Genomic DNA, 25,677 nt, shown 5'->3' with positions numbered 1-25,677 from the left:
GCCTAGTTCTGGTTGCTGTCGTTGCAGCTGATGCCGCCGACGTTGCCGACGCGGGCGCGTCCCATCATGTCCAGGCACATGACCTTGGTGGCGGAGCCGCCTGCGGGCGCGAGATCCAGCACCTGCTGTCCGGCAAGACTCGATCGGCCTCGCGCATCGAACCGCAGTGTCGCGACCTTGCCGGTGGGCGCGGTCAGCGTGGGGCCGCCCGTCCTGCCGATGTAGAACTTCAGCAGCCGCGCAGTGTCATCGGTCGCGACGCTGTCGCACTTGGGATTGGAGAAGACGATCCAGCCGCCGCTCCATTCGCGCCCTCTTTGGGTACAGACCGGATCCGCGACCGTGATGTCCGCGGGAGCGCAGACGGTGACGCACTTGTTCGTTGCGATCGCCTCGGAGCGCGCGAAGCCGATGGCCATGGCGAATTCGTTGCCGAGCGTCGCGGCAGCAGAGCTCCTCTGCATCGCGACGAAGCTGGGCACGGCCAGCGAAAGCAGGATGCCCATCATCGTGACGACGACGACGAGTTCGATGAGCGTGAAGCCGCTGGAATGAAACGCCTTGCGCTTCATGAGCATGGTTGGAGTCCTCCCTCGCAACGCTTGTGTCTATATGTGTTTTTCGATGCTAAATGAGTTTGAAAGTATTAAAGATGCCGCTTGTCAGCCGCGCGCGACCGTTCGACGACTGGAGCTCATGCGGGCGAAGGCCGTAGAAAAAGTCACGCTCGTACCGCGAAGCCGGGCGCTCGCGCTCGATGCCAATGGCCAGCTCGCACGAGCGGCCTGCCGATCCACTTCTGTTGCTCTACTGCGGCGGCGGCAGCTGTGCCGGGTCGCGATCGGCTTCTTTCAGCCAGCGGGCGAATTCCTGCGGATAGACCTCGCTGAAACGCTCCGCCTGCGCCCTCGCTTCAGCGTCGCGCCCGAGCAGCCGGGCGCTCTCGATCAGCTTGATGATGACGCGCGGCTCCGGCGAGAAATGGATCACCCGCTGCGCGAGCGAGTGCATTTCGGCGGCGTTGGCGGGTGTCACGGCGACCAGCGTCAACTCCGCGAACTCGGCCTGGCGCGTGAACAGCCAGGTTCCACGCACCTTGGCGAGCGTGTCTTCCTTGTAAGCCGGGCGCCGTTCGTCAGGAGGCAGATAGATCTGGCTGACGCGGATGTAGTCCCAGCCCGCGAGCCCCACGATCGCCAGCATCGCGACCGCTGCCAGCGACGACAGCGCAGGCCATATCGCGGATATCGCAGAACGCCCCTTGCCGGGCCAGAGCATGCCGAGGCACAGGCCAAACACCAGCTGGAACGGGCCATACCAGAGCGGATACTCGAGCAGGCTGTGCAGCACGATCGCTCCCAGCATGCCCCAGGCCATCAGGCGGGCGGGATCCCGTTCGCGCCAGGGTCGCGCGGCAATCACCATCCAGAGAAAGCCGCCACAGATCAGCACGGCGGCGGGAATGCCCAGTTCCACCGCCAGGTGCAGCGGGAGGTTGTGGGCGTTGTCGAGGATCTCGACGAAGCGGGCGCCGTCGTACCGGGTGCTGTAGTGGGCGAAGCTGAGTTCGCCCCACCCCCAGCCGGTCCAAGGGTGCTGGGCGATCAGCGTGAGCACGTTGCGCCACAGGATCAGGCGGCTGTGGTCCTGGGGGGCGCCTGTGTGCAGGCGTTGGAGCATGCTTTCGACTGCGCCTTCGCCGCCGCCGGCCAATTGGGGGAGGAGCCAGGCGATGGCGAAGTAGAGGGGGATGGTGGCGAGCAGCCACTTCGGACTCGGCAGGCGATAGGTGGTAGCGCTGCCCCGCGGCGCGCCTCGCCTCTCCCGCATAGCGATGAAAGTCGCCACCGCGATGATCGACAGCAGTTGCAGCAGACCGGTGCGCGAGGTCGACGCCGCCGCCGCGACCAGCAGGAGCCCGGCGGCCGCCATCAGGCGCCGCCGGACGTTCAACGCGTCGTTGGTGGCATGGAGCCATAGGGCTGCACACCAGGCCATGCTGATCAGGGTCGCGAACTGGTTTCGCTGGCGGAGGTTTCCGTAGGCCTGCCCCAGTGCCGGAGCAGTCGTCCAAGGCACAAGTGGTTCGGCAAGCCCGTAGTACTGGAGCAAACCCAGAACGGCGCTGATGAGTCCGGCGGCAAGCACTCCCCTGGCCAACAGCAGCGGAACGCCTCCGCCGTCGCGCGCCGACGCACTGCCCACGCTCGCGGCTGCAGCGATGCCGGCAATTGCGAGGCAGGCGCCGCCCCATGCCGCCGGCCCTCCCGATCCGGAAAGCGCAACGAGGACCCCGCCGAGGCCGAGCCACACCCAGACCCGCAAGGCAGGCGAGCCAACGGGGCCGATCAACAGCAGTCCCGCCATACATGCCCAGGAAACCAGCAACTGCCAGGCACTGGCTGATGGCCCGCCAACCCAAGGACAAACAAAAGTTAACGCAACCAGCGCTGTTCGGGTCAAGCCAAGCATCTTGCAAACAGGCTGAATGGAGGCAATGGGCACCGCAATCGGGGGCATCTTGCCCATTCTGCGGGGCTGCATGGCCGACGAGTGGTCATCGGCGGCAGACAAGAGGCTTTGTAAAAGTAAACATTTGAAGACACGATCTAACAAATATGTTCAATTGTTTCCAACCCGTTTCCGGTTCTGCCGGCCGGGGCTGAAAGGCGTCTTCCGATGAAACAGCAACCTGCCCGCGGCCGGATCGGCAGTTCCCGAGCGCACGGCTTCACGCTGATCGAAATCATGATCACGGTGGTGATCATCGGCGTGCTGGCGGCTATCGCCATTCCGAGCTACCAGGACTACGTGCGGCGAGGGTACGTGGTGGATGCCACAAATGGGCTGGCGACCATGCGGGCGAACATGGAGAGGTACTTTCAGGACAACCGCACGTATACGAAGGTCAGTGCCACCATCATGCCGCCTTGCGATGCCGGAGTAGCCGCAAGCCAGCGCACGTTTGGAAACTTCGTAATCAGTTGCGCAACCATCGCACCGACCGATACGACGTTCACGCTCGTTGCAACCGGAAGCGGGCCAGCCAACGGGGCCGTCTACACGATCACTGAGAAGAACGTCCAAGCTACAACGGGTATGCCTAGCACTTGGTCGGGTTGGACCACAAGCTGCACGACTGCCTGGATCGTCAAAAAGGGCCAAGCATGCCCCTCGTCGTAATAGGCCCCCGTTCCCCGGCCCGGTCGGAGGGCTTCACTCTCGTCGAGATGATCGTGGTCGTGGCAATCATGGCGCTGCTGGCAGCCCTGGCCACGCCCTCAATGCTCGGCTGGGTGCGCAACAACAAGATTCGGACGGTCAGCGATTCGCTGCAGAACGCCTTGCGGCAAGCACAGACCGAGGCTACCCGGCGCAATCGACAAGTAATTTTCTCCCTGACCGACAACAGTCCCACCACCAACACCTACACAACCAAAGTCAACGGCAGCAACTGGGCGATCAGCACAGTCGTGCCGACGGACTCCGATACGACCGCAACATTCGTGGAAGGGGGAATCCTTCTCAATGTCGGCTCGAACGTGGCGATCACGGGCCCCCAGACGTCATCGAACGCTGCAACGGCGCTCTGCTTCAGCTCGATCGGCCGCCTCGTGCAGAACGATACGCCAGGCCCTACAGGGGCAAGGTGCAGGGCCGAGGCCGCTCGGTACGACATCGCGATGAGCGACACCAAGACAGGCGACCGGCCTCTGCGCGTCACCGTAGCAGTGGGCGGGCAAGTCCGCATGTGCGACCCGGCCAGAACTCTCTCCGCTTCCCAGCCCGACGGCTGCGCTTCGCCATGAAAAAGCTTCGCGAAACAACTCATCCGCACCGCGCGCAGGCCGGCGTTGCATTGCTCGAGGTACTTGTGTCGGTGCTGCTCTTTTCATTGGGCCTGCTGGGCCTGATCGGCCTGCAGGCCCGGGCCGTCAGCTTCTCGGTGGATGCCGAGGACCGTAATCGCGCGGCGCTGCTCGCAAACGAAGTGGTCGCGCTGATGTGGCTCAACCAATCGACGACCGTGCCTGCTACTGCACTGGCTGCCTGGAAGGCCCGAGTCAATGATCCGAAGTCAGGAGGCCTCCCCAACGGGGATGGTCAAGTCGACGTCGCCGCCACGGCGAAGTCCGCTAACGTGACGATCACCTGGCAAGCCCCGTCGCAAAGCACGAGCAGCAAACTCACAACCCACGTGGAGTTGCCCCAATGAGCGCTCGACAAGTTCGGCCTGCCTTGCGGGAACGTGGCCTCACACTTATAGAGTTGCTGGTCGCGATGGTCATCGCGCTGGTGGTGACATTGGCGATCACCAGCACCGTGATCTTCGGAGAGTCCACCAAGCGCACGACGACGTCGGTCAACGACATCAACCAATCGGGTTCGTACGCAGCCTATCTGCTTGACCGCGCCGGTCGCAGCGCCGGCTCAGGCTTCACCCAGTCATGGGATCTGGGCGTCTTCGGGTGCAAGCTGCAGGCCAAGCAGAACAACACGGCGATCCTGCCGCGCACCACCGTCTTTCCGGTGCCATTCGAGAAGTTCCTGACCGACGCGGCAGGCGTCGCAGATTTGCGCATCGCGCCACTGCTGATAGGCAAGGGCCAATCCTCCGACGGCAAGTCCGACGTGCTGCTGATGATGGGCGGGAATGCTGCGGCCGGGGACGTGCCGCGCCCGATCATCTCTGCGGGCACCGACCCGAAGATCATTCGCCTGGACAACACCGTTCAGTTGAAAGCGAACGACATCGCGCTGGTCAGCCAGGTAGGCACCACGGACTGCCTGCTCGAACAGGTTGACTCGGCCTTCGCCGACAGCGCGAACAACGAACTCGTCACGCTCAACGGCAAGTACTACACGGCAGGCGTGGGCACGACACTGGCGTCGCTTGCTGCCAGCGGCACGGCGTACTTCACGCCGCTGGGCAGCAACACGGCCAACAACGTGCAGTTCCAGCTTTTCGGCATCGGACCGAACAACACGCTGGTCAGTTATGACCTGCTGCGCAGCGACGGCACCGACACCATCCAGACCCTGGCCGACGGTGTCATGGAACTGCACGCACTCTACGGGCTGGACACCAACAAGGACGGCATCATCGATTCGTGGAAAGCGCCTGATGCCACCGGCTTCGACGTCAAGACCATGATGCTGGACGGAAGCCTCAGCAGGCAGGTGGTTGCCGTCCGCGTGGGCCTGATCCTGCGCAGTGCCACGCTCGAACGCGATCTTGTCTCACTGACCATCCCCGCAATGTTCAGCGACACGGGCCTCCAGCGCGACGCCGTCACGTTGACCGGCGACGACCGCCGCTATCGCTATCGCGTCGTCGAATTCACCATTCCCCTGCGCAACATCCTTCTGCTGCCCAAATCATGATTACTTCCTTGCGCAGGCAGCGCCGCGAACGCGGCGTCGTGCTGCTGATCTGCCTGATCGTCCTTGTCATCCTGCTCGCGGGCGGCGTTGCCGTGATGCGCTCGATGAACACGACCCTCTCCAGTGCCGGCAACCTTGCTTTCAAACGCGACCTCATCAATCAGGGAGAGCAGGCGGCGGTCAAGGCCCTGGCGTTGTTCAACACCGGCGCCTTGTCTGCCGTTGGCGCCGACTACAACGACGTGAAGGCGTCGAACTACAGTGCGGTCAGCCTCGCCACCAATGACCGTGGCATCCCGCTGGCGCTGCTGAAGGACAGTCTCTACCAGGCGAAGGCAGCCGACACCATCGTGCGGACTGCCGACTCCGTAAAGATCTTCTACCTCATCGAACGGCTCTGCAACACCAGCGGCGCCTCCAGCAAGAGCACGTGCGTGTATGCCCCCGCGACCACCGACGTGCGCGGCGGCAGTGTCCAGGAGTCGGGGCGCCCGCCTCCGCCCAAGGCACTGGTCTATCGATTGAGCGTGCGCGTAGACGGTCCTCGCGACACGCAGGTCTTTCTGCAGTCCTCCTTCACGAAGCCCGAATAACGCATCGCGAAAGAACCATGAACAACATCTCGATCCTTGCCACGCGCGTGGCCGGCGCGGTTGCGCTGGCCGGCGCACTGTTCGGCATTCACACGCCAGCCGACGCAGCCAGCCTCGCCGACCAGCCTGTCTTCGCTACCTCGAACGTGCCCGGCAACCTGGCGCTGACGCTGTCTGTGGAATGGCCGACGGCCTCTCGCACGGCGCACACCGCGGCATATGCCAGCACCAGCACCTTTCTCGGCTACTTCGACCCCAACAAGTGCTATTCGTACGTTGTGGACACTACAGCCAACGAAACCAACACGGGCGACAAGAGCTTCTTCAACCCGACAGCCGTCGCCACCAATCACAAGTGCGACGGCACCAAGTGGAGCGGCAACTTCCTGAACTGGGCAGCCACTGCAACCATCGATCCGTTCCGATGGGCCATGACGGGTGGCAGGCGCGTGGTGGACACGACGACCGACACCATCCTGGAAAAAGGCTATCACGCGGGGCAAGGCCTGTTCGACGACCGCAATCTCCCTGCAGCGGAGATCCCGGGTGCCACGCCATTCAGCACCTCGACGAGCCTCGGAATCTCGGTCAACGGCCGCAAGTACGCGATGCGCATCACGGCATCCGGCGCGTCACTGAAGGGCGAGTACTACAACAACGCCAACAAGACGCTGACCGGCACGCCAACCGTCACCGTGGCCCAAGACACCGTAGATCACGATTGGGGCAACGGCGCGCCGGTGACCGGCGTCGGCGCAGACAACTTCGCGGCGCGTTTCACGGGTACTTTCACTGCGCCCTCCGCAGGCAGCTATACGTTCCGCGTGCGGGCCGACGATGGCGTGCGCCTGTGGATTTCCGGCCAGTTGGTCGTCGACAAATGGATCGATCAGGGCGCCACCAACTACGACGCCACGGTTTCCCTGACCGCAGGTCAAAGCTTCGACGTCAAGATCGAGTACTACGAGAACGCCGGCGGCGCGGTGATGCAGTTCTTGTGGAAGAAGCCCAAAGATAAGGACTTCAGCACCTTTACCAGCGATATCGGCGGGGCGGTCACCAACGACTACACGATGCGCAACAGGGTTTGCAATCCTGCCGCTCCCGGCGGCGTCGAAAGCAACTGCGTCCAATACGGCAATAACTGGAAGCCCGAGGGCCTGATCCAGCAATACGCGCGGCGCATGCGCTTCAGCGCGTTCGGTTACCTCAACGAAGATGGCAACGGCCGCGATGGCGGCGTGATGCGCGCGCGGCAGAAGTTCGTGGGCCCGATGCAGCCGGTACCCGGATTTCCGGATACCACGAATGCAAACAAGGAATGGGATGAAAACACGGGCGTGTTCATTCAGAACCCCGACCCGAAAGATGCCACTGCAACGAGCACCAAAACCGTGACCATTGCCGATAGCGGCGTGATCAATTACCTCAACAAGTTCGGTCAGCTCATTCCTGGCAGTTACAAGTCGAACGACCCAGTGAGCGAGCTCTACTACGCGGCGCTTCGCTACTACCGCAACCTGGGCAACGTGCCGGAATGGAGCAACCTAAACACTACCGACACAGCCACCATTGCAAAACGCCTGGACGGGTTTCCAGTCATCACGAATTGGGACGATCCGATCCAGTATTCGTGCCAGCGCAACTTCGTCCTGGGCATCGGCGACATCTACACCCACGCCGACAAAAACGTTCCGGGCAATACGAACACAGCCAACGAACCAGCAATGCCGGCGAAAGTCACTGCAGACACTACTGTCAATGCGGTCACGGCAACGAACAAGGTCGGCCAACTGCAAGGGATGGGAAACGATCTGGGCACGCGCACCAACATCTCGAACGGCTGCTGCAGCAACAACTCGGCACTCATGGCTGGCCTCGCCTACGACGCGAACACCAAGGACATCCGGCCTGACGACCCGAAGACGCCGAGCACTATCGGCAAGCAGACCGTTCAGACTTACTGGGTCGACGTGCTCGAACAGGCATTCCAGGCGAACAATCAGTTCTACCTGGCTGCGAAGTTCGGTGGTCTCAAGATTCCCACCAACATGCAAAGCACGTTCGACCCGTACACCTTCAGCGACACCATTCCGCAGACATGGTGGTCCACGAGCGGCGACATGCTTACCGACAACCGCAACGGCGGCACCACCCAGCCGAGGCCGGACAACTACTTCACGGCCGGACGGCCCGACTCGATGGTGGACGGCTTGACCAAGGCCTTTGCGAGCATCGCCAACGCGATCAAGTCGTTCACCACGTCGTTCTCGCTGTCGAGCCCGCAGGTATCGGCCGCAGGCGCGGCGTCTTACGCGTCGCAGTACGACTCGAACGGGTGGACGGGCGTGCTTTCTGGCAGCCAGCTCACGTTCCCCAACGGCGTACCGACGCTCACGGAGATGTGGAACAGCTCGAGCACTCTGGAAAGCCAGCTGGCCGGCACCGGCTGGGATACCGCGCGCCGGGTGCTCACTTGGAGCGGCACCGCGGGCGTGCCCTTCCGCAAGGCCAACCTGACTGCGGCGCAATCCACCGCCCTCGACACGCCTTGGGCGACGGGCGACGACAGCGGCGACTTCCTGAACTACCTGCGCGGCGATCGAAGCAAGGAGAAGACGACCACTGACGACACCAAGCCCTACCGCCGTCGCGCGCTGCTCCTCGGCGACATCGTGAACGCGAAGGTCACGCCAGTCGGTCCACCTTCGAGTCAGTTCTCGAATACGGTCAACCCGGGCTATGCGAAGTTCAAGACCGACTACGCCTCGCGTCCGACCATCGTCTACGCGGGTGCCAACGACGGCATGCTGCACGCGTTCAATGGCGCCCTGACCGGAACAGGCGCGGGCAACGAGTTGTTCGCCTATGTGCCGAGCATTCTGTTCTCGGGCCCCAGCAGTCCGGCTACACCCACGCTCGATGGCCTGCGTCAACTCGGCAACCCCGACTACCAGCACCACTACTACGTCGACGCGTCGCCCAAGGCCTTCGACATCGACTTCAATACCGCCGGCGGCGTCTTCACCACGACGCCAACAGGCAACAACTCGGATTGGCACACCGTTCTGATCGGCGGTCTCGGAAAGGGCGGCAAAGGCTTCTATGCCATCGACATCACCGATCCCGCGAGCATGACGAGCGAGGACAACATCAAGTCCAAGGTTCTCTGGGAGTTTTCCAACGCAACCACTGGCGTGGGCAACACGCTGGGCTACAGCTTCGGCACGCCGGTGGTGTTGAAGACCAAGAAGTACGGATGGGTCGTGGTCTTCACTTCCGGCTACAACAACGCCGACGGGTTCGGCTATGTGTACTTCGTCAACCCCAAGACCGGCGCACTGCTCGAGAAGGTGCAGACCGGCACCTCGGCGGCGGGCCTGGCACAGCTGACCGCCTACATCACCGACTTCACGGATGGCACCGCCGATGCGCTCTACGCAGGAGACTTGAACGGGCAACTCTGGCGTTTCGACGTGACAGCAGCGAAGGGCAGCACTGCGGCCTACCCCGCCCCCCTGAAGCTGGCCACCTTGGCCGATGCCAGCGGCGCCCAGCCGATCACGACGCAGCCGCTGGTGGAGATCGACCCCAAGAGCAAGAAGCGCTACGTGCTCTTCGGCACCGGTCAGCTGCTCGACACCGTGGACATCAATTCGAAGGCAGGCCAATCGTTCTACGCCATCATCGACGGCACAGCCACAGGCTTCGACAGCGGCAGAACCGCTGCGATCACGCGCAACGACCTGGCCGCCCTGATCGAGGACAACCTCACGGGCAAAACGGTGTTCAGCCTGGGAACGAAGCTGGGCTGGTACCTCGATCTGGGTAGCGACGCAACGTCGGGAACCACATGGCGCGTGACGCTCGGTGCCACGTCTTTCAACGGCGTCGTGGTGTTCTCCAGCCTGATGACGACCGGCGACGCATGCAGCCCTTCGGGACAGAGCCGGATTTATGCGGTGAACTATGGGTCTGGCACGACGGCGCTGACGACAGGAGCTGCCTATGTCGGCTACACCAGTGCGATCACCGACATCCAGATCATCAACAACAATGGCCGGATGCAGGGCATCGCGGGCAATGTGAGGGGTGAAGTGAATCAGCCGCCGATCGACTTCGGCAAGGGGACGGGGCTGCGTCTGTTGAATTGGCGGGAGGTGCCGACGATTGATTGAGCGGTAGTCGCTTTGCCGAGAAACCGTTCATCCGGCAGCTTCGCGTAGAGACAGCAAAAATCTCTCTAGAGGATCGCTGCTTGCCAGCGCCCGGAGTGCCATTGAACTTTCAGCAGCCGATAGGAATGAGTCCCTGAGGCTGGACCACCGGAAATTCAGATTAAAGCCGCTTGCTGGACCGGGCAAATTTCAAATTCGTGCAGTGACCGATAGCCAAGCGCAGATTGCAGGCGTTTGGCGTTGTAGATCTCTCCAGGAATCTCGGACTCGAGCCGCGACATCGGCGAAGATGTTTCATAGCCGCCTTTATAGATGGCCTCGACCTTGAGCGTTTTTGTGAGGCTCTCGGCCTGCACATTTTTGGTACGGGTTGCCGGGGCGAACTCATCGACACGCCCAACCCGTTCCCTACAACGCACATACGGTGCTAGGTACAAGCTCGGTCACTCACACCGCTGTCGGATTGTGTAGGTTTCGATCAGTGGCGATCGATCAGCACTCGTTGGTCGCTCGCCACACACAGGCCCGGCTTTTGGTAAAGCCTATTTCCATAGCAGGTTGCCACCTCGGGCTCGAGTGGCGAGCCTAGCTTCTTGCTCCGCGATACCCGATGCTTCCGCCTTCTCGGTGCTCAACCCACCCCGCTGGTGAGCCAGCCACAGCTGAAATAGATTGGTCGACAATGTACTTTTTGCCCGCATCATGCTGACCGACGACGCCACTGCGGATATCCCGGCACGGCTGAATCTTGAACTCGTGCGCATGGTGCCGATATGGGCCTTTCGATGACGTTTTACAGGCCCGAGAGTCGTTCAGGTCGCGCGTCTATGCAATAGTGCCGGACCGGATTACTTTAAGGACCCCAGCAAGGTGTCCGAAAGTCGCCACGATCGTTGGTGGAATGACGGGTAGGCAAGATCGTTGGCGAAACACTAGTCCCGAGCATTGACCAGATTGCGGCGATCAAGGGGGCTGCGTAGCCGCAAGCCTAATATGTAGCCATCACGATCGCATTTACCGGGAGCAGCCGGATCTCCGATCCTCGACCTTCGCATGCAGCAAGTACATATCTAGATGGCTCCAACCTCTTTCATTACGCACTGAACAATACATAGTCTGATATTAGGGCTGCGAGAGCGCTACAAATACCTTGTTGATAACGGCAGCGATCACAGATAAACCAATGCCGATCCAGCATACTTTCCACCAATGAAAAGGCCGCCCGAAGGCGGCCTCGCTTGTGGGCAGATGAATCAGCACCCCTTGGCGCGGTACTTATCGTTCACCGTCGAGGCGCAAGTCCACGTGCCATCAGCATCACGCGACCAAGTCAGGGTGTTCGAGCCGTTCGTCGTAAGAGCGGTAGCAGCACCGCTGCCGAAAGTAGCGACGATCGTAGAAGGGGTTCCAAAAGTAACGATTGGATAACCGGTGCCCGTGGGAGCGGCACTGCCATTGCCTTGAGCGGCGCCGGTCAAAATGGAAGAAGCTGTAGCTTGGAGATTGCAATCCGTCGCTGCTTGCTGAGTGGCTGCAGGAATATTCGAATTCGGAACGTTACGGCCTTCGAGAAGACAAGTTTCAACATTGGTCTTCAAGCTGCTGGTTTCACCCATAGCACGAGCCACCTGCGACTTCGCGACATAGGTCTGGTACTGCGGAATCGCAATAGCAGCCAAGATACCAATGATCGCCACAACGATCATCAGTTCGATAAGGGTAAAGCCGGCCTGAGCGCGGCGGGCGAGAGTACGACGGTTCATTTGAACTAACTCCAGGTAGGTTGGTTGTTACGCCCGGGAACCTGCCCGGAGCGAGGTACCTTCCGCAGCATCTGTGCCACCCGCCAAGGGGCCCTTTCCCGTACCGGACGTGTCACCTCTGACCACATTGGAGTTACACCATGTGACACAACTTGCCTCAAGATGCTACACGTGGTGACAAATTTGTCATGCCAACGCGTCACTGACCGGTGGTCAGAAAGTCAGGACGCCATCCACCTTCAGCCAGCGAATGTCCCGTTGCGCCATGCCTGCCGCCTGCTCGACCACCAGGGCTTCGATCTGGCTCATGATCTCGTCGGTTTCGGCGGGCTTGGTGTGGGTGATGTAGATCGGGTACTGCCTGCCCGGCGCAATATGGGCCAGTTCGCTCGCCAGAAGCGGGGGCGACAGGTGCAGGCTGCGCTCCGCCAGCGCCTGCTCGCGGCTGCTGAATGCGGTTTCGATGACCAGCATCGCCACGTCGAGTTCGTTCACGCGTTCCCAGAAGGGCGCGTTGCGCTCGGTGTCGCCGCTGAACACCCAATGGGCGCTTCGCTCGGCCGGCCGCACGGCGAAGCCGCAGGCCGGCACGGTATGGACTGCGGGCAGCACCTCGACCACCTTGGGCTCGCGGCTGCCCAGCGGCAGCTGCTGGCCCACGGCGATGTCATGGAAGCTCACGAACGGCGCCTGCGGGCTGGGAATGCTCTCGAAGTCGGGCCAGATGACGTTGTTGAAGATGTGAACGCGCAGCGCGTCGATGGTGTCCCTGAGCGCATGCACGCGCAGCGGCTGCGAGCGACGGCCGCCGACGGCGTCGACCATCAGGGGGAGTGCGGCGATGTGGTCGAGGTGGCTGTGCGTGAGCACGACGTCGTCGATGCCGACCATCTCGTCGAGCGTGAGGTCTCCGACGCCCGTGCCCGCATCGACGAGCAGGTCCGTGTCGACCAGGAACGAGGTGGTGCGGCAGTCTTTGGCGATGGCGCCCGAGCAACCCAGCACACGAACCTGCATTGTGAAAGACCCCTTTGATGCGTCTGTCGTCATTTGGTCTCGAACCGGGTTGCGCCGTCCCAGTTCGGGTCTTGCGGTCGCAACGCCATCGAGGCTAAACGCTGGGCGTAGAGCTGGTAAAGGACTTTTTTCGCATCCGCGGCGAGCAGGGGCGCCAGCAAGTTTCGGCCCATGGCCCAGTCCTGCCGGCGATATGCGGCGAGGACTTCGCTCCATCGTTCCAGCATCTGCTGCGCCTGCTGCAGCGCCTCGGGGGTGCCCGCGGCGAGGGGCGTAAAAACGGAAACGGCTTGTGCTTTGCCCTTGACCCGCACGCTGTCGAGCTCCTGCCAGACGAAGCCCGGCGCGAGTTCGCGCGTTGCGCCGCTGGCGACCACTTCGACGCCGTAGTGCCCGCTCAGGCCCTCGAGGCGCGATGCGAGGTTGACCGCATCGCCGACCACCGTGTAGCTGCGGCGCGCCGCCGAGCCCATGTCGCCCACGCTCATCACCCCGCTGTTGATGCCGATGCCCACGCTGATCTCGGGCCGGCCGCTCGCCCGATGGATGCGGTTGATGTCGTGCACGGCTTCGGCCATGTCGAGCGCGGCGCGCACGGCGAGCGTTGCGTGGTCCGGCGTGTCGACGGGTGCGCCCCAGAAGGCCATGACGCAGTCGCCCATGTACTTGTCGACGGTGCCGCGGTGGGCGCTGATCACGTCGGTGAGCCGGCTGAAGACGGTGTTGAGAAAGCCCTGCAGCTCGGCCGGCGCCATCTGCTCCGACAGGCGCGTGAAGTCGCGCATGTCGCAGAACATCACGGTCATGGGCTTGCTCTCGGCGCGCATGCTGTAGCGGTCGGGCTGCGCCATCATCTCGTCGACGAGTTGGGGCGGCACGTAGGTGCCGAAGAGCCGCACGAGGCCGCGCCGGGCGCGCGACTCGAAGAAGTAGCCCCAGCTCATGTTGAACGCGAACGCCAGGGCCGCCATCGCCAGCGCCGAGCCGAGCGGCAGCACGAGGCTGTAGCCCGTGTAGAGCCATACGTTCATCCCGATCAGCGCCGTCATCGCGCCGACGGCCAGCAGCATGGCGCGCGGCGCGGACAGCAGCGACATCCCGAAGGCGAGCAGGAGCCCCGTCAGCACGACGAGCAGCACCTCGTAGCCAGGGGCGTAGTCGGGCACGCTGAGCAGGCGCCGCTCGAGCAGCGCCGAAACGATGTTCGCGTGCACCTCCACGCCCGGGAACGCGGCCTCGGCGGGCGTGGCGCGCAGGTCCTGCAGCCCGGGGGCGGTGGCGCCCACGAGCACGATCTTGTCCTTCAGCTCGCCGGGGGCGAGGCGTCCTTCGAGCACGTCGGCGGCGGGCACGTAGCGGAACGATCCGCCGTCCGCACCGCCCTGGCCGCGGAACGGCACCTGCATGCTGCCGGTGGCGTCGACCGGGATGCGCAGCCGCCCCACCCTCAGCGATTCGAGCTGGGGCGTGCTTCCGCCGCCGGGCGCGAAGGTGGGTTGCACCGGCGGCGATCCGTTCGCGAGCCGGTACACCGCAAGCCCCAGCGATTCGTAGTAGCCCGGCTGTGCCTTGTCGCCGTCGTAGCGGGCGATGAGCGGCACGCTGCGGATGACGCCGTCGCCGTTGATGTCGACCAGGGTGTTCAGGAAGCCCGCGACGGGTGCCGCCTTCGCAAGCTCCGGCAGGCTGGCGCCGAAGCCGTTCCAGCCCGTGGCGTAGGCAGCGCCCTGGGGGAAGGCACCGGCCGGAAGCAGGGGCGCCGCGGGCAGCTGTCCCTTCGCGCTCGGCGGCTCGGTGCGCGTGAAGTAGTAGCCCAGCGCCACCCGCCGGCCGCTCAGCGCGGCGGCAAGCGTGGCGTCATGGTCGAGCGAGGGCGCGAGCCGCTCGATCTCGGCGGCCAGGCCCGGCGTTCTGGCCAGGGGGCCGCTCGCGAGCTGCCGCAGCCTGTCGAGGCCCGAGCTGCGGTCGGGCTCCAGGAACATGACGTCGAAGCCCAGCACGGCCGCCTGCTGGCGGTCGAACAGCTCGGTGGTCAGGGCCGCGATCCTGTCGCGCGGCCACGGCCACTGGCCCTGGCGCGCGAGGCTGGCGTCGTCGACATCGACGATCACCACCCGTGCGTCGGGCGTGCCCGGCATGGTGGCGCGCAGGCGGATGTCGTAGATCAGCTGGTCGAGGCGCTCCAGCGCGGTCAGCCGCCAGGCGCCCGTGGCGTGCGCCAGCGCGAACAGCACCGGCAGCAGCGTGATGACGATGCGCGGCCAGTGCCGCCGCAGTTCTTCTCTCACGGCATGCGGTCCGTGAAGGCCGGCCCCTGGAGAGCCAGAAACGGGAGCGGCTCAGATGCGCACGAACTGCATGCGCGTGGCATTGCCCAGCTCGAGCACGTCGCGCTCCTGCAGCGCGACGGCCTCCGACCCCAGCTGCAGTCCATTGAGCGTGACGTTGCCTTCGACGCCGGCGGCCACGTAACCCTGGCGCCGCCGCGTGACCACGGCCACCGCGACGCCGGGCTTGCCGACGGTGGTGACGACCTTCTGCAGCGCGACGTCCTGTCCTTCGTTGACGCCGGAGAGCACGCGCAGCACCGGAATGCCGAGTTCGACCAGCGCGCCGGACTCCGTGGGCGCCGAAGACAGCGGCATGGCGCCCGACGGGTACTCGCCCGAGGCCGTGCGGATGGAGCCGGCGCCGGTGTCGAGGTTGCTGCGGGCGCGGAAGTGGATGCGGCAGCCTCCGACCTCGATGACATCGTTGTCCTTGAGCGCCTGCCGCTGGACGGCGAGCGCGTTGACGTAGGTGCCGTTGGTGCTGTTGAGATCTTCAATTTCAACTTCGCCGCCAGTCATGTGCAGCACGGCGTGCTCGCCGCTGACCGCCAGATTGTCGATCACGATGTCGTTGTAGGCACGGCGTCCCAGCGTCGTGCGCTCCTTGGCGAGCGCCACCTGCCCGATGACAACGCCATCGACCGAAATGATCATCTTCGGCATTGCCGACTCCCCGAATCCAAAGCATGAATGACGATGGCGGGCAGACTGCCTTGCTGCCCGCGGAACCTGCCAGCGGCCCTAGCGCGGCGTTTCCGCGACGCTCGCCCTGGCCAGGACGACGGAGATGTTGTCCCGTCCGCCATTGTCATTGGCAATTGCAACCAAAAGTGATGCTTTTTTCTGAAGCCCGACATCGTGTTCTAGAAGCGTGAAAAGCTGCTCATCGGAAACCATCTCGCTGAGCCCGTCGGAGCAAAGCATATAGAGATCGCCCGGTCTTGCGCTGTGCTCATGCATTTCCAGCAAGACTTGGGCCTCGACCCCGACGGCGCGCGTCACGAGGTTGCGGGTGGGGGAATTCAGCGCCTCCTCGGCCGTGATGGCGCCTGCGTCCAGCTGCTGCTGGCGCAGGGAATGGTCGCGGGTGAGCAGCTCCAGCTTGCCGTTGCGCAGGCGGTAGCAGCGCGAATCGCCGATGTGACCGACCACTACCCGTTGCGGCCGGAACGCCGCCAGGACCAGGGTCGTCCCCATGCCTTGCAGTTCGGGGTTGGTGGTGCCTTCGTGCAGGATCGCGCTGTTGGCCTCGTCAGTGGCCGCCTGCAGGGCCCGCCTGACCACGCGGGCCGGCGCCTGCATTCCCGCGTGGGCGAACCAGCGGCCGAAGCTGGCGTGCAGCAGCGAGACGGCCATGGCGCTGGCCACCTCGCCGCCCTTGTAGCCGCCCATGCCGTCGGCCAGCAGGGCCAGGCCCAGGGCGGGATCGATGTGCACCGCGTCTTCGTTGTGAGCGCGCATCCGCCCGACGTCGGTCAGGGAGGCGAACTCCCAGGTCAGCGAAGGGCGGGTGGAAAAAAGGGAGACGCCGACACTCGCCATGGTCTGTCAGCGCCGCTTTCTCTTGGACTCAGTGCTGCGCAGCGGCGTGCGCACGCCGCTGCATGAGGCGGCCGACGGCCACGACGAACACCGCACCGGCAGCCGCAGCCGCGTAGTGCAACCAGGGGTTGGCTGCCAGCGTGTCGCGCAGGATGGCGTCCTGGGCGATGGTCTCGCCGCCGACCCAGCCGATCAGGGCGGCGCCCAGCATGACGATGATCGGGAAACGTTCCATGAGCTTGATCATGAGCGTGCTGCCGAAAATCACCAAGGGAATACTGATCGCCAGGCCAAGAATCAGCAGCACCATGCTGCCCTGTGCCGCGGCCGCCACGGCGATCACGTTGTCCAGGCTCATCACCAGGTCGGCCAGCAGGATGGTGCGCACGGCCGCCATCATGCTGCCGTATTCCTTGGACTCGCCCTCGCCGTCGTCGTCCTCGCTCAGCAGCTGCAGGCCGATCCACAGCAGCAGCATGCCGCCGATGATCTGCAGGTAAGGCAGGGCGAGCAGCTTGGCCGCCACCACCGTGAGCACGATCCGCAGCACCACGGCCGCACCCGAGCCGAAGAGCACGGCCTTTTGCTGCTGCGCGGGCGGCAGCGAGCGCGCCGCCATGGCGATCACCACCGCGTTGTCGCCCGACAGGATGATGTTGATCCAGATGATCTTGAGCAGACCTATCCAGAAATCGGTGCTTTGAAGAAATTCCATGTCTCTGATCCCACTGTGTTTTATTGAAAAAAGCGCCCGCAAGCCAGTGCGGGCGCTTTCTTGTTTCTGCGTGGTCCTCTCATGACCCGGCTCTGCGGCCGGTGTCGCGGAGCCGTCTCTTTACAGCTTGGCCTTGAGCAGCTTGGCCAGTTCCGAGAAGTTGCGCGTCACGGTGAAGCCGCATTCTTCCATGATGGACAGCTTGGCTTCGGCCGTGTCGGCGCCGCCGGAGATCAGCGCGCCGGCGTGGCCCATGCGCTTGCCGGGAGGCGCAGTGACACCGGCGATGAAGCCGACGACCGGCTTCTTCATGTTGTCCTTGCACCAGCGGGCAGCGTCGGCCTCGTCGGGGCCGCCGATCTCGCCGATCATGATCACGGCGTCGGTGTCCGGATCGTCGTTGAAGGCCTTCATCACGTCGATGTGCTTCAGGCCGTTGATCGGATCGCCGCCGATGCCGACAGCCGAGGACTGGCCCAGGCCGATCTCGGTCAGCTGAGCCACGGCTTCGTAGGTCAGCGTGCCGGAGCGCGAGACCACGCCGATGCGGCCCTTGCGGTGGATGTGGCCGGGCATGATGCCGATCTTGATCTCGTCGGGCGTGATCAGGCCGGGGCAGTTCGGGCCCAGCAGCAGCGTCTTCTTGCCGCCGGCGGCTTCCTTGGCCTTCATCTTGTTGCGCACTTCGAGCATGTCGCGAACCGGGATGCCTTCGGTGATGCAGATCGCCATGTCGAGGTCGGCTTCAACGGCTTCCCAGATGGCGGCCGCGGCGCCTGCCGGCGGCACGTAGATCACCGACACGGTGGCGCCCGTCTGCTGGGAGGCTTCCTTGACCGAGCCGAAGATCGGGATGTTGAAGATCGACTCGCCGGCCTTCTTCGGGTTCACGCCGGCCACGAAGGCGTTCTTGCCGTTCGCGTATTCCTGGCACTTCTCGGTGTGGAACTGGCCGGTCTTGCCGGTGATGCCCTGCGTGATGACTTTGGTGTCTTTGTTGATGTAGATCGACATGACTTGTTCCTTAGGCCTTCTTGACTGCTGCCACGACCTTCTGGGCCGCTTCCGCCATGGTGTCGGCGCTGATGATCGGCAGGCCCGATTCGGCCAGCAGCTTCTTGCCTTCGACTTCGTTGGTGCCCTTCATGCGCACGACCAGCGGCACTTGCAGGTTCACGGCCTTGCAGGCTGCGATCACGCCGGTGGCGATGGTGTCGCACTTCATGATGCCGCCGAAGATGTTCACCAGGATGGCTTCCACGTTCTTGTTCTTCAGCATGATCTTGAAGGCCTCGGTGACCTTCTCGGGGGTGGCGCCGCCGCCCACGTCCAGGAAGTTGGCCGGCTCGCCGCCGAACAGCTTGATGGTGTCCATGGTGGCCATGGCCAGGCCGGCACCGTTCACCAGGCAGCCGATGTTGCCGTCCAGCGAGATGTAGGCGAGGTCGAACTTCGAAGCTTCCACTTCGGCCGCGTCTTCCTCGTCGAGGTCGCGCAGGGCGACGATCTCGGGGTGGCGGAACAGCGCGTTGCTGTCGAAGTTGAACTTGGCGTCCAGGGCGATGATGTTGCCCTTGCTGTCACGGTTGAGCGGGTTGATCTCGACCAGCGAGGCGTCCGTCTCCATGTAGCAGGTGTACAGCTTCTTGAAGATGTCCACGGCCTGGGCGGTGGAGTCGGCCGGGATGCCGATGCCGTCGGCGATCTGCTTGGCCTGTTCGTCGGTCAGGCCCTGGGCCGGGTCGGCGAACACGGTGATGATCTTCTCGGGCGAGGAGTGGGCCACTTCCTCGATGTCCATGCCGCCTTCGCTGGAAGCGATGAAGGCCACCTTCTGGGTGGCGCGGTCGGTCACGGCCGAGACGTAGTATTCCTTCTGGATGTCGGCGCCGTCCTCGATGTACAGGCGGCGGACCTTCTGGCCTTCGGGGCCGGTCTGGTGGGTCTTGAGCTGCATGCCCAGGATCTCGCCGGCGAGCTTCTTGACGTCCTCGATGGACTTGGCGACCTTGACGCCGCCGCCCTTGCCGCGGCCACCCGCGTGGATCTGGGCCTTGACGACCCAGACCGGGCCACCAAGCTTCTGGGCGGCTTCAACCGCCTCCTGGACCGTGTAGGCCGGGATGCCGCGCGGCACCGGCACGCCGAACTTGGCAAGGATTTCCTTGCCTTGGTACTCGTGAATCTTCATGAGGGATGTCTCTCGGAAGGAGGAAGTTGAGAAATCGGGAGATCTGGGCTGGAGAGGGTCTATGCTCTGTTGTCCGCGGGCGACGGCAGCCTGACGGCTGGGGGCGGCGAACAACCGCGGACTGTATCATGGTGCGCCGCACCAATACTGAGAGTGTGGTTGCGGGCAATACGTACTTCCCGTACTTCCTCCACCAGCTACCCAGGGGCAATTCCATCATGGCCAAGGTTTTCATCGACGGCGAAGCCGGCACCACCGGCCTCCAGATCCGCGAACGTCTGCAGGCGATGCCGCAGGTCGAACTCGTGAGCATCGCCCCCGAGCTGCGAAAGGACGCCAACGCCAAGCGCGAGCTGATGGCCGGCGTCGACCTGGTGGTGCTGTGCCTGCACGACGACGCCGCTCGCGAATCGGTCGCGCTGATCGACCAGCTGCCCGGCGCCAAGCCCAAGATCATCGACGCCTCCACGGCGCACCGCATCGCCCCGGGCTGGGTGTTCGGCTTCCCCGAACTCACCGAGGGTCACTGGCAGGCCGTGGCCAAGGCCGAGCGCGTCGGCAACCCCGGCTGCTACGCCACGGGCGCGATCGCCATGGTCCGCCCGCTGGTCGACGCGGGCATCCTGCCGGCCAACTTCCCCATCTCGCTGCCTTCCGTGAGCGGCTACTCGGGCGGCGGCCGCACCATGATCGAGGCCTACGAGACGGGCGAAGCGCCCGCCTTCGAGATCTACGCGCTGGGCCTCAAGCACAAGCACATCCCCGAAATCATGGCCTACACCGGCCTCACCCGCCGGCCCGTGTTCATCCCGTCGGTGGGCAACTTCAAGCAGGGCATGCTGGTGCAGCTGCCCCTGCACCTCGACCTGCTGCCCGGCAAGCCCAAGGCCGGCGACCTGCAGGACGCGCTGGCCGCGCACTACGCGCGCAGCAACACGCCCGAGAAGTTCGTGAAGGTGCTTCCGCCGACCGAAGACGGCAAGCTCGAGGCGCTCGCGCTCAACGACACCAACAACCTCGAGATCCGCGTGTTCCCGAACGAGGACCATCGCCACGCCGTGGTGATCGCCCGCCTCGACAACCTCGGCAAGGGCGCCAGCGGCGCCGCGGTGCAGAACCTGAAGCTGATGCTGGGGCTCTGAGCCCCCTTTCACGGGCTTCAGCGGCACGGCGGGCAAACAGCCCGCCCGCCGCTCATTTCACGAGCCAGAGCCCCACGCCCAGCAGGGCCGCGTGAGCGCCCAGCGCGATGTACAGCGGCATGCGCGAGGGCTCCGCCATGTCCTGGAGCGCCTCGTGGATGCGGCGCGTGAGCAGCGCGCGCAGCGCCGGATCCTGCGCCGCGACACCGCCCTCGCCCGCCACCGGCGCATTTGCGTTCTCATCGCGGCTTTGCTGCCATTCGGCCAGCATCTCGCTCAGCGGCAGCCTGCCGATCACGAAGGCCACGATCGTGCGCACCGCCCTGCCCTCGCCCAGCACCGGCGCGAGCTGCTTGCTCAGCGCATCGACCGACAGCCAGTCGGCCGCCCGGTGCAAGGCGCCATGCGCCATCGGCATGGCCTCGATGCGGCCCGCGATGGCGCCGCCGAGCCGCTGCGACACCGCCTCGCCGCGCGCCTGGACCAGGTGCTGCATCGCGCGCGCACGCCCTTGCTGCACACCCAGCGCCACGTAGACGACCACGAAGAACAGCAGCAGGAGCGCCACCAGCAGCGGCGGCGAGGTGATGAGCGCCAGGGCGGCACCAACGCCGCCCGCGCGCGCGGCGACGTTGCCCGGGCCCTGCAACTGGCTCAGGTAGAAGAAGAAAACGCCGCCGCCCAGAAACACGCCGAGAAGGGCGCCCTTGATCACGGAACCGGCGAAGGACAGCCCGGCCTTGGCACCGGTGCGCACGAGCGACGGCTGCTGGGCCGCGGGGTCGGATGACGACATGTGGAAAGACTCCTCCGTTGTTATTGACGGGGATCATGCCATCGGCGCCGCTCCACCATAATCGCGCGCAAACCATACGAGGAGAATCCCATGGCCGTCCGATTCCAGAAACCGACCGCGGCATTCGTCGCCGCTTCCTGGGCAGCGCTGTTCATCGGCGCCATCGTCTACCTGATCGGGCTGTGGAACGCAGCCATGCAACTCAACGAGAAGGGCTACTACTTCACCGTGCTGATGTATGGCCTCTTCTCCGCCGTGTCGCTGCAGAAGACGGTGCGCGACCGCCTCGAGGGCATCTCGGTCACCGGCATCTACTACGGCCTGTGCTGGATCTCGCTGCTGCTGTCGGTGGCGCTGCTGGCCATCGGCCTCTTCAACGCCACGCTGGCGGCCAGCGAGAAGGGCTTCTACGCGATGGCCTTCCTGCTGAGCCTGTTCGGCGCGGTGGCCGTGCAGAAGAACGTGCGCGACATCGCCGCGCACAAGAGCGAAGCGCCTTCGCTCGACGACGCCCCCGAAGCCGGCTGAAGCCGCCGCCCGGCCAGTCCGTCCCGTCAGCCCGCCTCGAGCAGGTCGCGCAAGGTGCGCAGGTCGCGGGCGATCCACTGCGCGTCGCGCTCGAAGGCCGCATCGTCCATGTGCGGCTGGCGCAACAGCGTGAACTGAAGCTCGCAGGCGTCCGGCGCGACGCCGATCACGCGGAACGGCAGGTAGACCTCGGGCACGCCTTCGGGCGCCACCCAGTGGTCGAGCACGCCGAGATCGTTGCGCGCGGCAAAGCGCATGCGAGCCTCGCCGCTTTCGGGCGTGCGCACTATCCAGTGGTCGCCGTGCGGCACCAGTGCGCTCTTCGCAAGGCCGCTGGCCCATTCGGGCAGGCGCTTCGGGTCGGCCGCCAGCACGTAGGCGCGGCGCCATTCGCAGGCGACGCGCTGGGTGATGACGCGGGATTGCGCCGCGGCGCCTTCACTCGTCTGCTGCTTCATCGAAATCGCTCCTGAGCACCTTGGAGACGACGGCGCCCGAGAAGCCGCGCGCCATCAGGAATCGCATCTGCTTCGCCCGCTCCTTCGCATCGGCAGGCGGAGCGTCGAAGCGGCGGCGCCACAGGGCGGCGGCGCGCTCGACCTCGGTTTCCTGCAGGCCCGCCACCGCCTCGGCGATGGCCTCGGGCGCGATGCCCCTGGCCTGCAGCTCCTGCCTCACGCGCAGGGCCCCGGAAGTCGCCGCGCGCTGGTGAAGCACCGAGGCCACCACGCGCGGCTCGCTGATGAAGTCCTTGGCGGCCAGCTCGTCGAGCGCCTTCGCCAGCGTGCCGGGCTCTTCCTCGTGCCTTGCCAGCTTGCGCTCCAGCTCCGCACGCGAATGCTCGCGCTGGCTCAGGAGGCGCAGCGCGCGGCCCTTGAGTGAAGGAGCTTCGAATGCCATGCGGGGGGCGATCGCGGCCCCGCGGGGCCGCGCCTGTCCTTGCTCGAACTTACTCGCCCTTGTCCGCCTTGTCGGCCTTGGAAGCCTTCTGCGGCTTCTCGGGCGCGTCCTCGGCATCGGCGGCCAGCAGCGGCACGCCCAGCGACTCGCGCACCTTGTTCTCGATCTCGCGCGACAGCGAGGGGTTCTCGCGCAGGAACTCGCGGGCGTTGTCGCGGCCCTGGCCGATCTTCTCGCCGTTGTAGGCGTACCAGGCGCCCGACTTGTCGATGATCTTGGCGTTCACGCCCATGTCGATGATCTCGCCCTCGCGGCTGATGCCCTCGCCGAACAGGATGTCGAACTCGGCCGTCTTGAACGGAGGCGAGACCTTGTTCTTCACCACCTTCACCTTGGTCTCGTTGCCGATGGCCTCGTCGCCCTTCTTGATGGTGCCGATGCGGCGGATGTCCAGGCGCACCGAGGCGTAGAACTTCAGCGCGTTGCCGCCGGTGGTGGTCTCGGGCGAGCCGAACATCACGCCGATCTTCATGCGGATCTGGTTGATGAAGATGACCATGCAGTTGGTCTTCTTGATCGTGGCGGTGAGCTTGCGCAGCGCCTGGCTCATCAGGCGGGCCTGCAGGCCGGGCAGCGAGTCGCCCATCTCGCCTTCGATTTCGGCCTTGGGCGTGAGCGCGGCGACCGAGTCGACCACGATCAGGTCCACAGCGCCCGAGCGCACCAGCGAGTCGACGATCTCGAGGGCCTGCTCGCCGGTGTCGGGCTGGCTGATCAGCAGGTCGGACAGGTTGACGCCGAGCTTCTGGGCGTACTGCACGTCGAGGGCGTGTTCGGCGTCGACGAAGGCGCAGGTGCCGGCCTGCTTCTGCATGGCGGCGATGACCTGCAGCGTGAGCGTGGTCTTGCCCGAGGATTCAGGGCCGTAGATCTCGATGACGCGGCCGCGCGGCAGGCCGCCGACGCCCAGCGCGATGTCCAGGCCCAGGGAGCCGGTGGAGACGACCTGGATGTCCTCCAGCACCTCGCCCTCGCCGAGCCGCATGATGGTGCCCTTGCCGAACTGCTTTTCGATCTGGGCCAGCGCGGCCTGCAGGGCCTTGGCCTTCTCGCTGTTGGCGCCGATGCTCGAACCCTTGACTACTGCGTCCATTTGAAAAACTCCTTGAAGATCAATGGCTTGTGTGTGACTCCACCCATCTGCGTTTAACTACAGGCTGGATGCTTGAACAGTAGTGTAGAGGCTGATCCTGCGGCGTAAACCTGTTTTTTGGTCAGTTTGCTTTACCATTTCAAGCCATGGCCGATGCCCCCTTCCCAGCCGACCAGGACGCCTGGCGCCAGACCCACCTCGGCCGCCTGCTCGGCCACGCCATGCGCCGCTTCGACGAGCGCGTGCTGGAGCTGATGGCGCACGACGTCGACGTGCCGCTGGCCCTGTCGAACCTCGCGGCGCGCGCGCAGGTGAGCGCGGCGCACATCCACATCACACGGCACCTGTCGCGCGAGGGCTCGCGCCTCACAGAGCTGGCCGAGCGCGCCGGCATGACCAAGCAGGCGATGGGCGCGCTGGTCGACCAGTGCGAGGCCTGGGGGCTGGTCACGCGCGGGCCCGATCCGCTGGACGCACGGGCGCGGCGCGTGCTCTTCACCGCCGACGGGCTGGCCTGGCTGGACGCCTTCCGCGGCGCCGTCACGCAGGCCGAGAAGGAGTTCCGAAGCAGCGTGGGCGACGAGATCGCCACCGTGGTAACCATCGGACTCGAAGCCTATACGGCGGGCTAGACTCCGGCAAAGAGACAAATGTGAACGGCGCCGGCGTGGCGCCCGACACCTGAAACAGGCCGGAGGTGGCGCATGCGGATTCTGATTGCCGAAGACGACCAGGTGCTGGCCGATGCCCTGCTGCGCAGCCTGCGCACCTCGGGCGCGGCAGTCGACCACGTGGCCAACGGCTCGCAGGCCGACACCGCGCTCATGACCCATGACGAGTTCGACCTGCTGATCCTCGACCTCGGGCTGCCCAGCCTGCACGGCATCGAGATCCTCAAGCGGCTGCGCGCACGCGGCTCGCAGCTGCCGGTGCTGGTGCTCACCGCCGCCGACAGCGTGGAGGAGCGGGTCAAGGGCCTGGACCACGGCGCCGACGACTACATGGCCAAGCCCTTCAGCCTGCAGGAGCTCGAGGCGCGCGTGCGCGCCCTCACCCGGCGCGGCATGGGCGCCACCAGCAACACGATCCGCCACGGCCCGCTGGTGTACGACCAGGCCGGCCGCGTGGCCACCATCGACGGCAAGATGATCGAGCTCTCGGCGCGCGAACTCGGCCTGCTCGAAGTGCTGCTGCAGCGCGCCGGCCGGCTGGTGAGCAAGGACCAGCTCGTCGACCGCCTGTGCGAATGGGGCGAGGAAGTGAGCCTCAACGCCATCGAGGTCTACATCCACCGCCTGCGCAAGAAGATCGAGAAGGGCCCGGTGCGCATCGCGACCGTTCGCGGGCTGGGCTACTGCCTCGAGAAGATCCAGCCCTGATGCGCCCTGACATGCGGGAAATGCCGCGGAACCGGCTCTGCCGGCCCGCAGGCATCGCCCTCGGA

The 25,677-nt window shown here is 64.8% G+C and carries 25 protein-coding genes; 10 read left to right on the top strand and 15 right to left on the bottom strand.

Annotated elements, in window-relative coordinates; translation table 11 throughout:
• Positions 1 to 2 precede the first annotated feature (2 nt).
• Both G369_RS37065 and G369_RS35605 read right to left on the bottom strand, forming a co-directional pair.
• Positions 3 to 578 carry a GspH/FimT family pseudopilin gene (locus G369_RS37065; protein WP_019653835.1) on the bottom strand — a complete coding sequence of 192 codons (576 nt, stop codon included), beginning with the start codon at positions 576 to 578 and terminating at the stop codon, positions 3 to 5.
• A gap of 229 nt (positions 579 to 807) precedes the next feature.
• Positions 808 to 2,529, bottom strand: coding sequence for a PglL family O-oligosaccharyltransferase (locus G369_RS35605; RefSeq protein WP_244164300.1), 1,722 nt, complete (start codon positions 2,527 to 2,529; stop codon positions 808 to 810).
• A gap of 150 nt (positions 2,530 to 2,679) precedes the next feature.
• On the opposite strand from G369_RS35605, the gene G369_RS0109855 reads away from it, so the two are divergent.
• From G369_RS0109855 to G369_RS0109830, 6 genes are read left to right on the top strand one after another with little or no spacing between them, the layout of a single operon-like run.
• Positions 2,680 to 3,183, top strand: coding sequence for a type IV pilin protein (locus G369_RS0109855; RefSeq protein ID WP_019653833.1), 504 nt, complete (start codon positions 2,680 to 2,682; stop codon positions 3,181 to 3,183).
• Positions 3,168 to 3,809 (top strand): pilus assembly FimT family protein, encoded by a 642-nt coding sequence (locus tag G369_RS37060; protein WP_019653832.1) that lies wholly within the window; start codon positions 3,168 to 3,170, stop codon positions 3,807 to 3,809. Before G369_RS0109855 ends, G369_RS37060 begins: the two co-directional genes overlap by 16 nt.
• Positions 3,806 to 4,216 carry a hypothetical protein gene (locus G369_RS0109845; protein ID WP_019653831.1) on the top strand — a complete coding sequence of 137 codons (411 nt, stop codon included), beginning with the start codon at positions 3,806 to 3,808 and terminating at the stop codon, positions 4,214 to 4,216. Before G369_RS37060 ends, G369_RS0109845 begins: the two co-directional genes overlap by 4 nt.
• On the top strand, positions 4,213 to 5,385 hold the full coding sequence (locus G369_RS0109840; protein WP_080647826.1) for a PilW family protein: 1,173 nt from the start codon (positions 4,213 to 4,215) through the stop codon (positions 5,383 to 5,385). Before G369_RS0109845 ends, G369_RS0109840 begins: the two co-directional genes overlap by 4 nt.
• Positions 5,382 to 5,978, top strand: coding sequence for a pilus assembly PilX family protein (locus G369_RS0109835; protein WP_038114257.1), 597 nt, complete (start codon positions 5,382 to 5,384; stop codon positions 5,976 to 5,978). Before G369_RS0109840 ends, G369_RS0109835 begins: the two co-directional genes overlap by 4 nt.
• A 17-nt stretch (positions 5,979 to 5,995) precedes the next feature.
• Positions 5,996 to 10,156 (top strand): PilC/PilY family type IV pilus protein, encoded by a 4,161-nt coding sequence (locus tag G369_RS0109830; protein WP_019653828.1) that lies wholly within the window; start codon positions 5,996 to 5,998, stop codon positions 10,154 to 10,156.
• A 155-nt stretch (positions 10,157 to 10,311) separates the two neighbouring features.
• On the opposite strand, the gene G369_RS38525 is transcribed toward G369_RS0109830, so the two are convergent.
• The 9 genes from G369_RS38525 to sucC form a co-directional block, all read right to left on the bottom strand.
• Positions 10,312 to 10,593, bottom strand: a complete 282-nt coding sequence (locus G369_RS38525; protein ID WP_157773675.1) for a hypothetical protein — start codon at positions 10,591 to 10,593, stop codon at positions 10,312 to 10,314.
• A gap of 816 nt (positions 10,594 to 11,409) precedes the next feature.
• The gene (locus G369_RS37505) at positions 11,410 to 11,919 is read right to left on the bottom strand and encodes a pilin (RefSeq protein ID WP_038114255.1); all 510 of its coding nucleotides are present in this window, start codon (positions 11,917 to 11,919) and stop codon (positions 11,410 to 11,412) included.
• Positions 11,920 to 12,132: 213 nt separating this feature from the next.
• Positions 12,133 to 12,936 (bottom strand): 3',5'-cyclic-nucleotide phosphodiesterase, encoded by an 804-nt coding sequence (locus tag G369_RS0109820; protein WP_019653827.1) that lies wholly within the window; start codon positions 12,934 to 12,936, stop codon positions 12,133 to 12,135.
• Positions 12,937 to 12,965: 29 nt separating this feature from the next.
• On the bottom strand, positions 12,966 to 15,224 hold the full coding sequence (locus G369_RS0109815; RefSeq protein ID WP_019653826.1) for a CHASE2 domain-containing protein: 2,259 nt from the start codon (positions 15,222 to 15,224) through the stop codon (positions 12,966 to 12,968).
• A gap of 51 nt (positions 15,225 to 15,275) precedes the next feature.
• On the bottom strand, positions 15,276 to 15,929 hold the full coding sequence (locus tag G369_RS0109810; RefSeq protein ID WP_019653825.1) for an FHA domain-containing protein: 654 nt from the start codon (positions 15,927 to 15,929) through the stop codon (positions 15,276 to 15,278).
• 78 nt (positions 15,930 to 16,007) lie between these two features.
• Entirely contained in the window at positions 16,008 to 16,808 is an 801-nt protein-coding gene (locus G369_RS0109805; RefSeq protein WP_019653824.1) for a Stp1/IreP family PP2C-type Ser/Thr phosphatase, read from the bottom strand.
• Positions 16,809 to 16,836: 28 nt separating this feature from the next.
• Entirely contained in the window at positions 16,837 to 17,523 is a 687-nt protein-coding gene (locus tag G369_RS0109800; protein WP_019653823.1) for a TerC family protein, read from the bottom strand.
• Between the two features lie 120 nt (positions 17,524 to 17,643).
• Entirely contained in the window at positions 17,644 to 18,537 is an 894-nt protein-coding gene (gene sucD / locus G369_RS0109795; protein WP_019653822.1) for a succinate--CoA ligase subunit alpha, read from the bottom strand.
• A 10-nt stretch (positions 18,538 to 18,547) separates the two neighbouring features.
• Positions 18,548 to 19,714 carry an ADP-forming succinate--CoA ligase subunit beta gene (sucC, locus tag G369_RS0109790; protein ID WP_019653821.1) on the bottom strand — a complete coding sequence of 389 codons (1,167 nt, stop codon included), beginning with the start codon at positions 19,712 to 19,714 and terminating at the stop codon, positions 18,548 to 18,550.
• Between the two features lie 218 nt (positions 19,715 to 19,932).
• Here sucC and argC point away from each other — a divergent pair, with 218 nt between their 5' ends.
• Complete coding sequence (gene argC / locus G369_RS0109785; protein ID WP_019653820.1) at positions 19,933 to 20,856, top strand: N-acetyl-gamma-glutamyl-phosphate reductase; 924 nt, start codon at positions 19,933 to 19,935, stop codon at positions 20,854 to 20,856.
• 52 nt (positions 20,857 to 20,908) lie between these two features.
• Here argC and G369_RS0109780 read toward each other — a convergent pair whose 3' ends face one another.
• Positions 20,909 to 21,652, bottom strand: a complete 744-nt coding sequence (locus tag G369_RS0109780) for a hypothetical protein (protein ID WP_019653819.1) — start codon at positions 21,650 to 21,652, stop codon at positions 20,909 to 20,911.
• 90 nt (positions 21,653 to 21,742) lie between these two features.
• Between G369_RS0109780 and yiaA the strand changes: the two genes are divergently transcribed.
• The gene (gene yiaA / locus G369_RS0109775; RefSeq protein WP_019653818.1) at positions 21,743 to 22,180 is read left to right on the top strand and encodes an inner membrane protein YiaA; all 438 of its coding nucleotides are present in this window, start codon (positions 21,743 to 21,745) and stop codon (positions 22,178 to 22,180) included.
• A gap of 26 nt (positions 22,181 to 22,206) precedes the next feature.
• On the opposite strand, the gene G369_RS0109770 is transcribed toward yiaA, so the two are convergent.
• Genes G369_RS0109770 through recA form a run of 3 tightly spaced genes read right to left on the bottom strand, consistent with a single transcriptional unit; the run spans position 22,207 to position 24,233 of the window.
• Positions 22,207 to 22,638, bottom strand: coding sequence for a hypothetical protein (locus tag G369_RS0109770; protein WP_019653817.1), 432 nt, complete (start codon positions 22,636 to 22,638; stop codon positions 22,207 to 22,209).
• Complete coding sequence (gene recX / locus G369_RS0109765; protein WP_019653816.1) at positions 22,619 to 23,080, bottom strand: recombination regulator RecX; 462 nt, start codon at positions 23,078 to 23,080, stop codon at positions 22,619 to 22,621. Before recX ends, G369_RS0109770 begins: the two co-directional genes overlap by 20 nt.
• A 49-nt stretch (positions 23,081 to 23,129) precedes the next feature.
• Positions 23,130 to 24,233: a recombinase RecA gene (gene recA, locus G369_RS0109760; protein WP_019653815.1), complete on the bottom strand. Its 1,104-nt coding sequence runs from the start codon at positions 24,231 to 24,233 to the stop codon at positions 23,130 to 23,132.
• A gap of 146 nt (positions 24,234 to 24,379) precedes the next feature.
• Here recA and G369_RS0109755 point away from each other — a divergent pair, with 146 nt between their 5' ends.
• Together G369_RS0109755 and G369_RS0109750 are read left to right on the top strand one after the other, a co-directional pair.
• Positions 24,380 to 24,865 carry a MarR family winged helix-turn-helix transcriptional regulator gene (locus tag G369_RS0109755; RefSeq protein ID WP_019653814.1) on the top strand — a complete coding sequence of 162 codons (486 nt, stop codon included), beginning with the start codon at positions 24,380 to 24,382 and terminating at the stop codon, positions 24,863 to 24,865.
• Positions 24,866 to 24,937: 72 nt separating this feature from the next.
• Complete coding sequence (locus G369_RS0109750) at positions 24,938 to 25,612, top strand: response regulator transcription factor (protein ID WP_019653813.1); 675 nt, start codon at positions 24,938 to 24,940, stop codon at positions 25,610 to 25,612.
• Positions 25,613 to 25,677: the final 65 nt, after the last annotated feature.

The organism is Variovorax atrisoli 110B, assembly GCF_000382045.1.
Lineage (GTDB): Bacteria > Pseudomonadota > Gammaproteobacteria > Burkholderiales > Burkholderiaceae_C > Variovorax > Variovorax atrisoli.
Note: the sequence above shows the minus strand (reverse complement) of the source record. Positions and strands in the feature narration are given on the sequence as shown.

What these genes read in the sequence shown, in the direction of transcription:
- G369_RS0109855 (WP_019653833.1), top strand. Translation starts at nt 2,680, where the DNA reads ATGAAACAGCAACCTGCCCGCGGCCGGATCGGCAGTTCCCGAGCGCAC.
- G369_RS0109835 (WP_038114257.1), top strand. Translation starts at nt 5,382, where the DNA reads ATGATTACTTCCTTGCGCAGGCAGCGCCGCGAACGCGGCGTCGTGCTG.
- G369_RS0109755 (WP_019653814.1), top strand. Translation starts at nt 24,380, where the DNA reads ATGGCCGATGCCCCCTTCCCAGCCGACCAGGACGCCTGGCGCCAGACC.
- G369_RS0109820 (WP_019653827.1), bottom strand. Translation starts at nt 12,936, where the DNA reads ATGCAGGTTCGTGTGCTGGGTTGCTCGGGCGCCATCGCCAAAGACTGC.
- G369_RS0109845 (WP_019653831.1), top strand. Translation starts at nt 3,806, where the DNA reads ATGAAAAAGCTTCGCGAAACAACTCATCCGCACCGCGCGCAGGCCGGC.
- recA (WP_019653815.1), bottom strand. Translation starts at nt 24,233, where the DNA reads ATGGACGCAGTAGTCAAGGGTTCGAGCATCGGCGCCAACAGCGAGAAG.
- G369_RS37065 (WP_019653835.1), bottom strand. Translation starts at nt 578, where the DNA reads ATGCTCATGAAGCGCAAGGCGTTTCATTCCAGCGGCTTCACGCTCATC.
- G369_RS0109770 (WP_019653817.1), bottom strand. Translation starts at nt 22,638, where the DNA reads ATGAAGCAGCAGACGAGTGAAGGCGCCGCGGCGCAATCCCGCGTCATC.
- sucC (WP_019653821.1), bottom strand. Translation starts at nt 19,714, where the DNA reads ATGAAGATTCACGAGTACCAAGGCAAGGAAATCCTTGCCAAGTTCGGC.
- G369_RS0109800 (WP_019653823.1), bottom strand. Translation starts at nt 17,523, where the DNA reads ATGGAATTTCTTCAAAGCACCGATTTCTGGATAGGTCTGCTCAAGATC.
- G369_RS37060 (WP_019653832.1), top strand. Translation starts at nt 3,168, where the DNA reads ATGCCCCTCGTCGTAATAGGCCCCCGTTCCCCGGCCCGGTCGGAGGGC.
- argC (WP_019653820.1), top strand. Translation starts at nt 19,933, where the DNA reads ATGGCCAAGGTTTTCATCGACGGCGAAGCCGGCACCACCGGCCTCCAG.
- G369_RS37505 (WP_038114255.1), bottom strand. Translation starts at nt 11,919, where the DNA reads ATGAACCGTCGTACTCTCGCCCGCCGCGCTCAGGCCGGCTTTACCCTT.
- G369_RS0109780 (WP_019653819.1), bottom strand. Translation starts at nt 21,652, where the DNA reads ATGTCGTCATCCGACCCCGCGGCCCAGCAGCCGTCGCTCGTGCGCACC.
- G369_RS0109810 (WP_019653825.1), bottom strand. Translation starts at nt 15,929, where the DNA reads ATGCCGAAGATGATCATTTCGGTCGATGGCGTTGTCATCGGGCAGGTG.
- G369_RS0109830 (WP_019653828.1), top strand. Translation starts at nt 5,996, where the DNA reads ATGAACAACATCTCGATCCTTGCCACGCGCGTGGCCGGCGCGGTTGCG.
- sucD (WP_019653822.1), bottom strand. Translation starts at nt 18,537, where the DNA reads ATGTCGATCTACATCAACAAAGACACCAAAGTCATCACGCAGGGCATC.
- G369_RS0109750 (WP_019653813.1), top strand. Translation starts at nt 24,938, where the DNA reads ATGCGGATTCTGATTGCCGAAGACGACCAGGTGCTGGCCGATGCCCTG.
- recX (WP_019653816.1), bottom strand. Translation starts at nt 23,080, where the DNA reads ATGGCATTCGAAGCTCCTTCACTCAAGGGCCGCGCGCTGCGCCTCCTG.
- G369_RS35605 (WP_244164300.1), bottom strand. Translation starts at nt 2,529, where the DNA reads ATGGGCAAGATGCCCCCGATTGCGGTGCCCATTGCCTCCATTCAGCCT.
- G369_RS0109840 (WP_080647826.1), top strand. Translation starts at nt 4,213, where the DNA reads ATGAGCGCTCGACAAGTTCGGCCTGCCTTGCGGGAACGTGGCCTCACA.
- yiaA (WP_019653818.1), top strand. Translation starts at nt 21,743, where the DNA reads ATGGCCGTCCGATTCCAGAAACCGACCGCGGCATTCGTCGCCGCTTCC.
- G369_RS0109805 (WP_019653824.1), bottom strand. Translation starts at nt 16,808, where the DNA reads ATGGCGAGTGTCGGCGTCTCCCTTTTTTCCACCCGCCCTTCGCTGACC.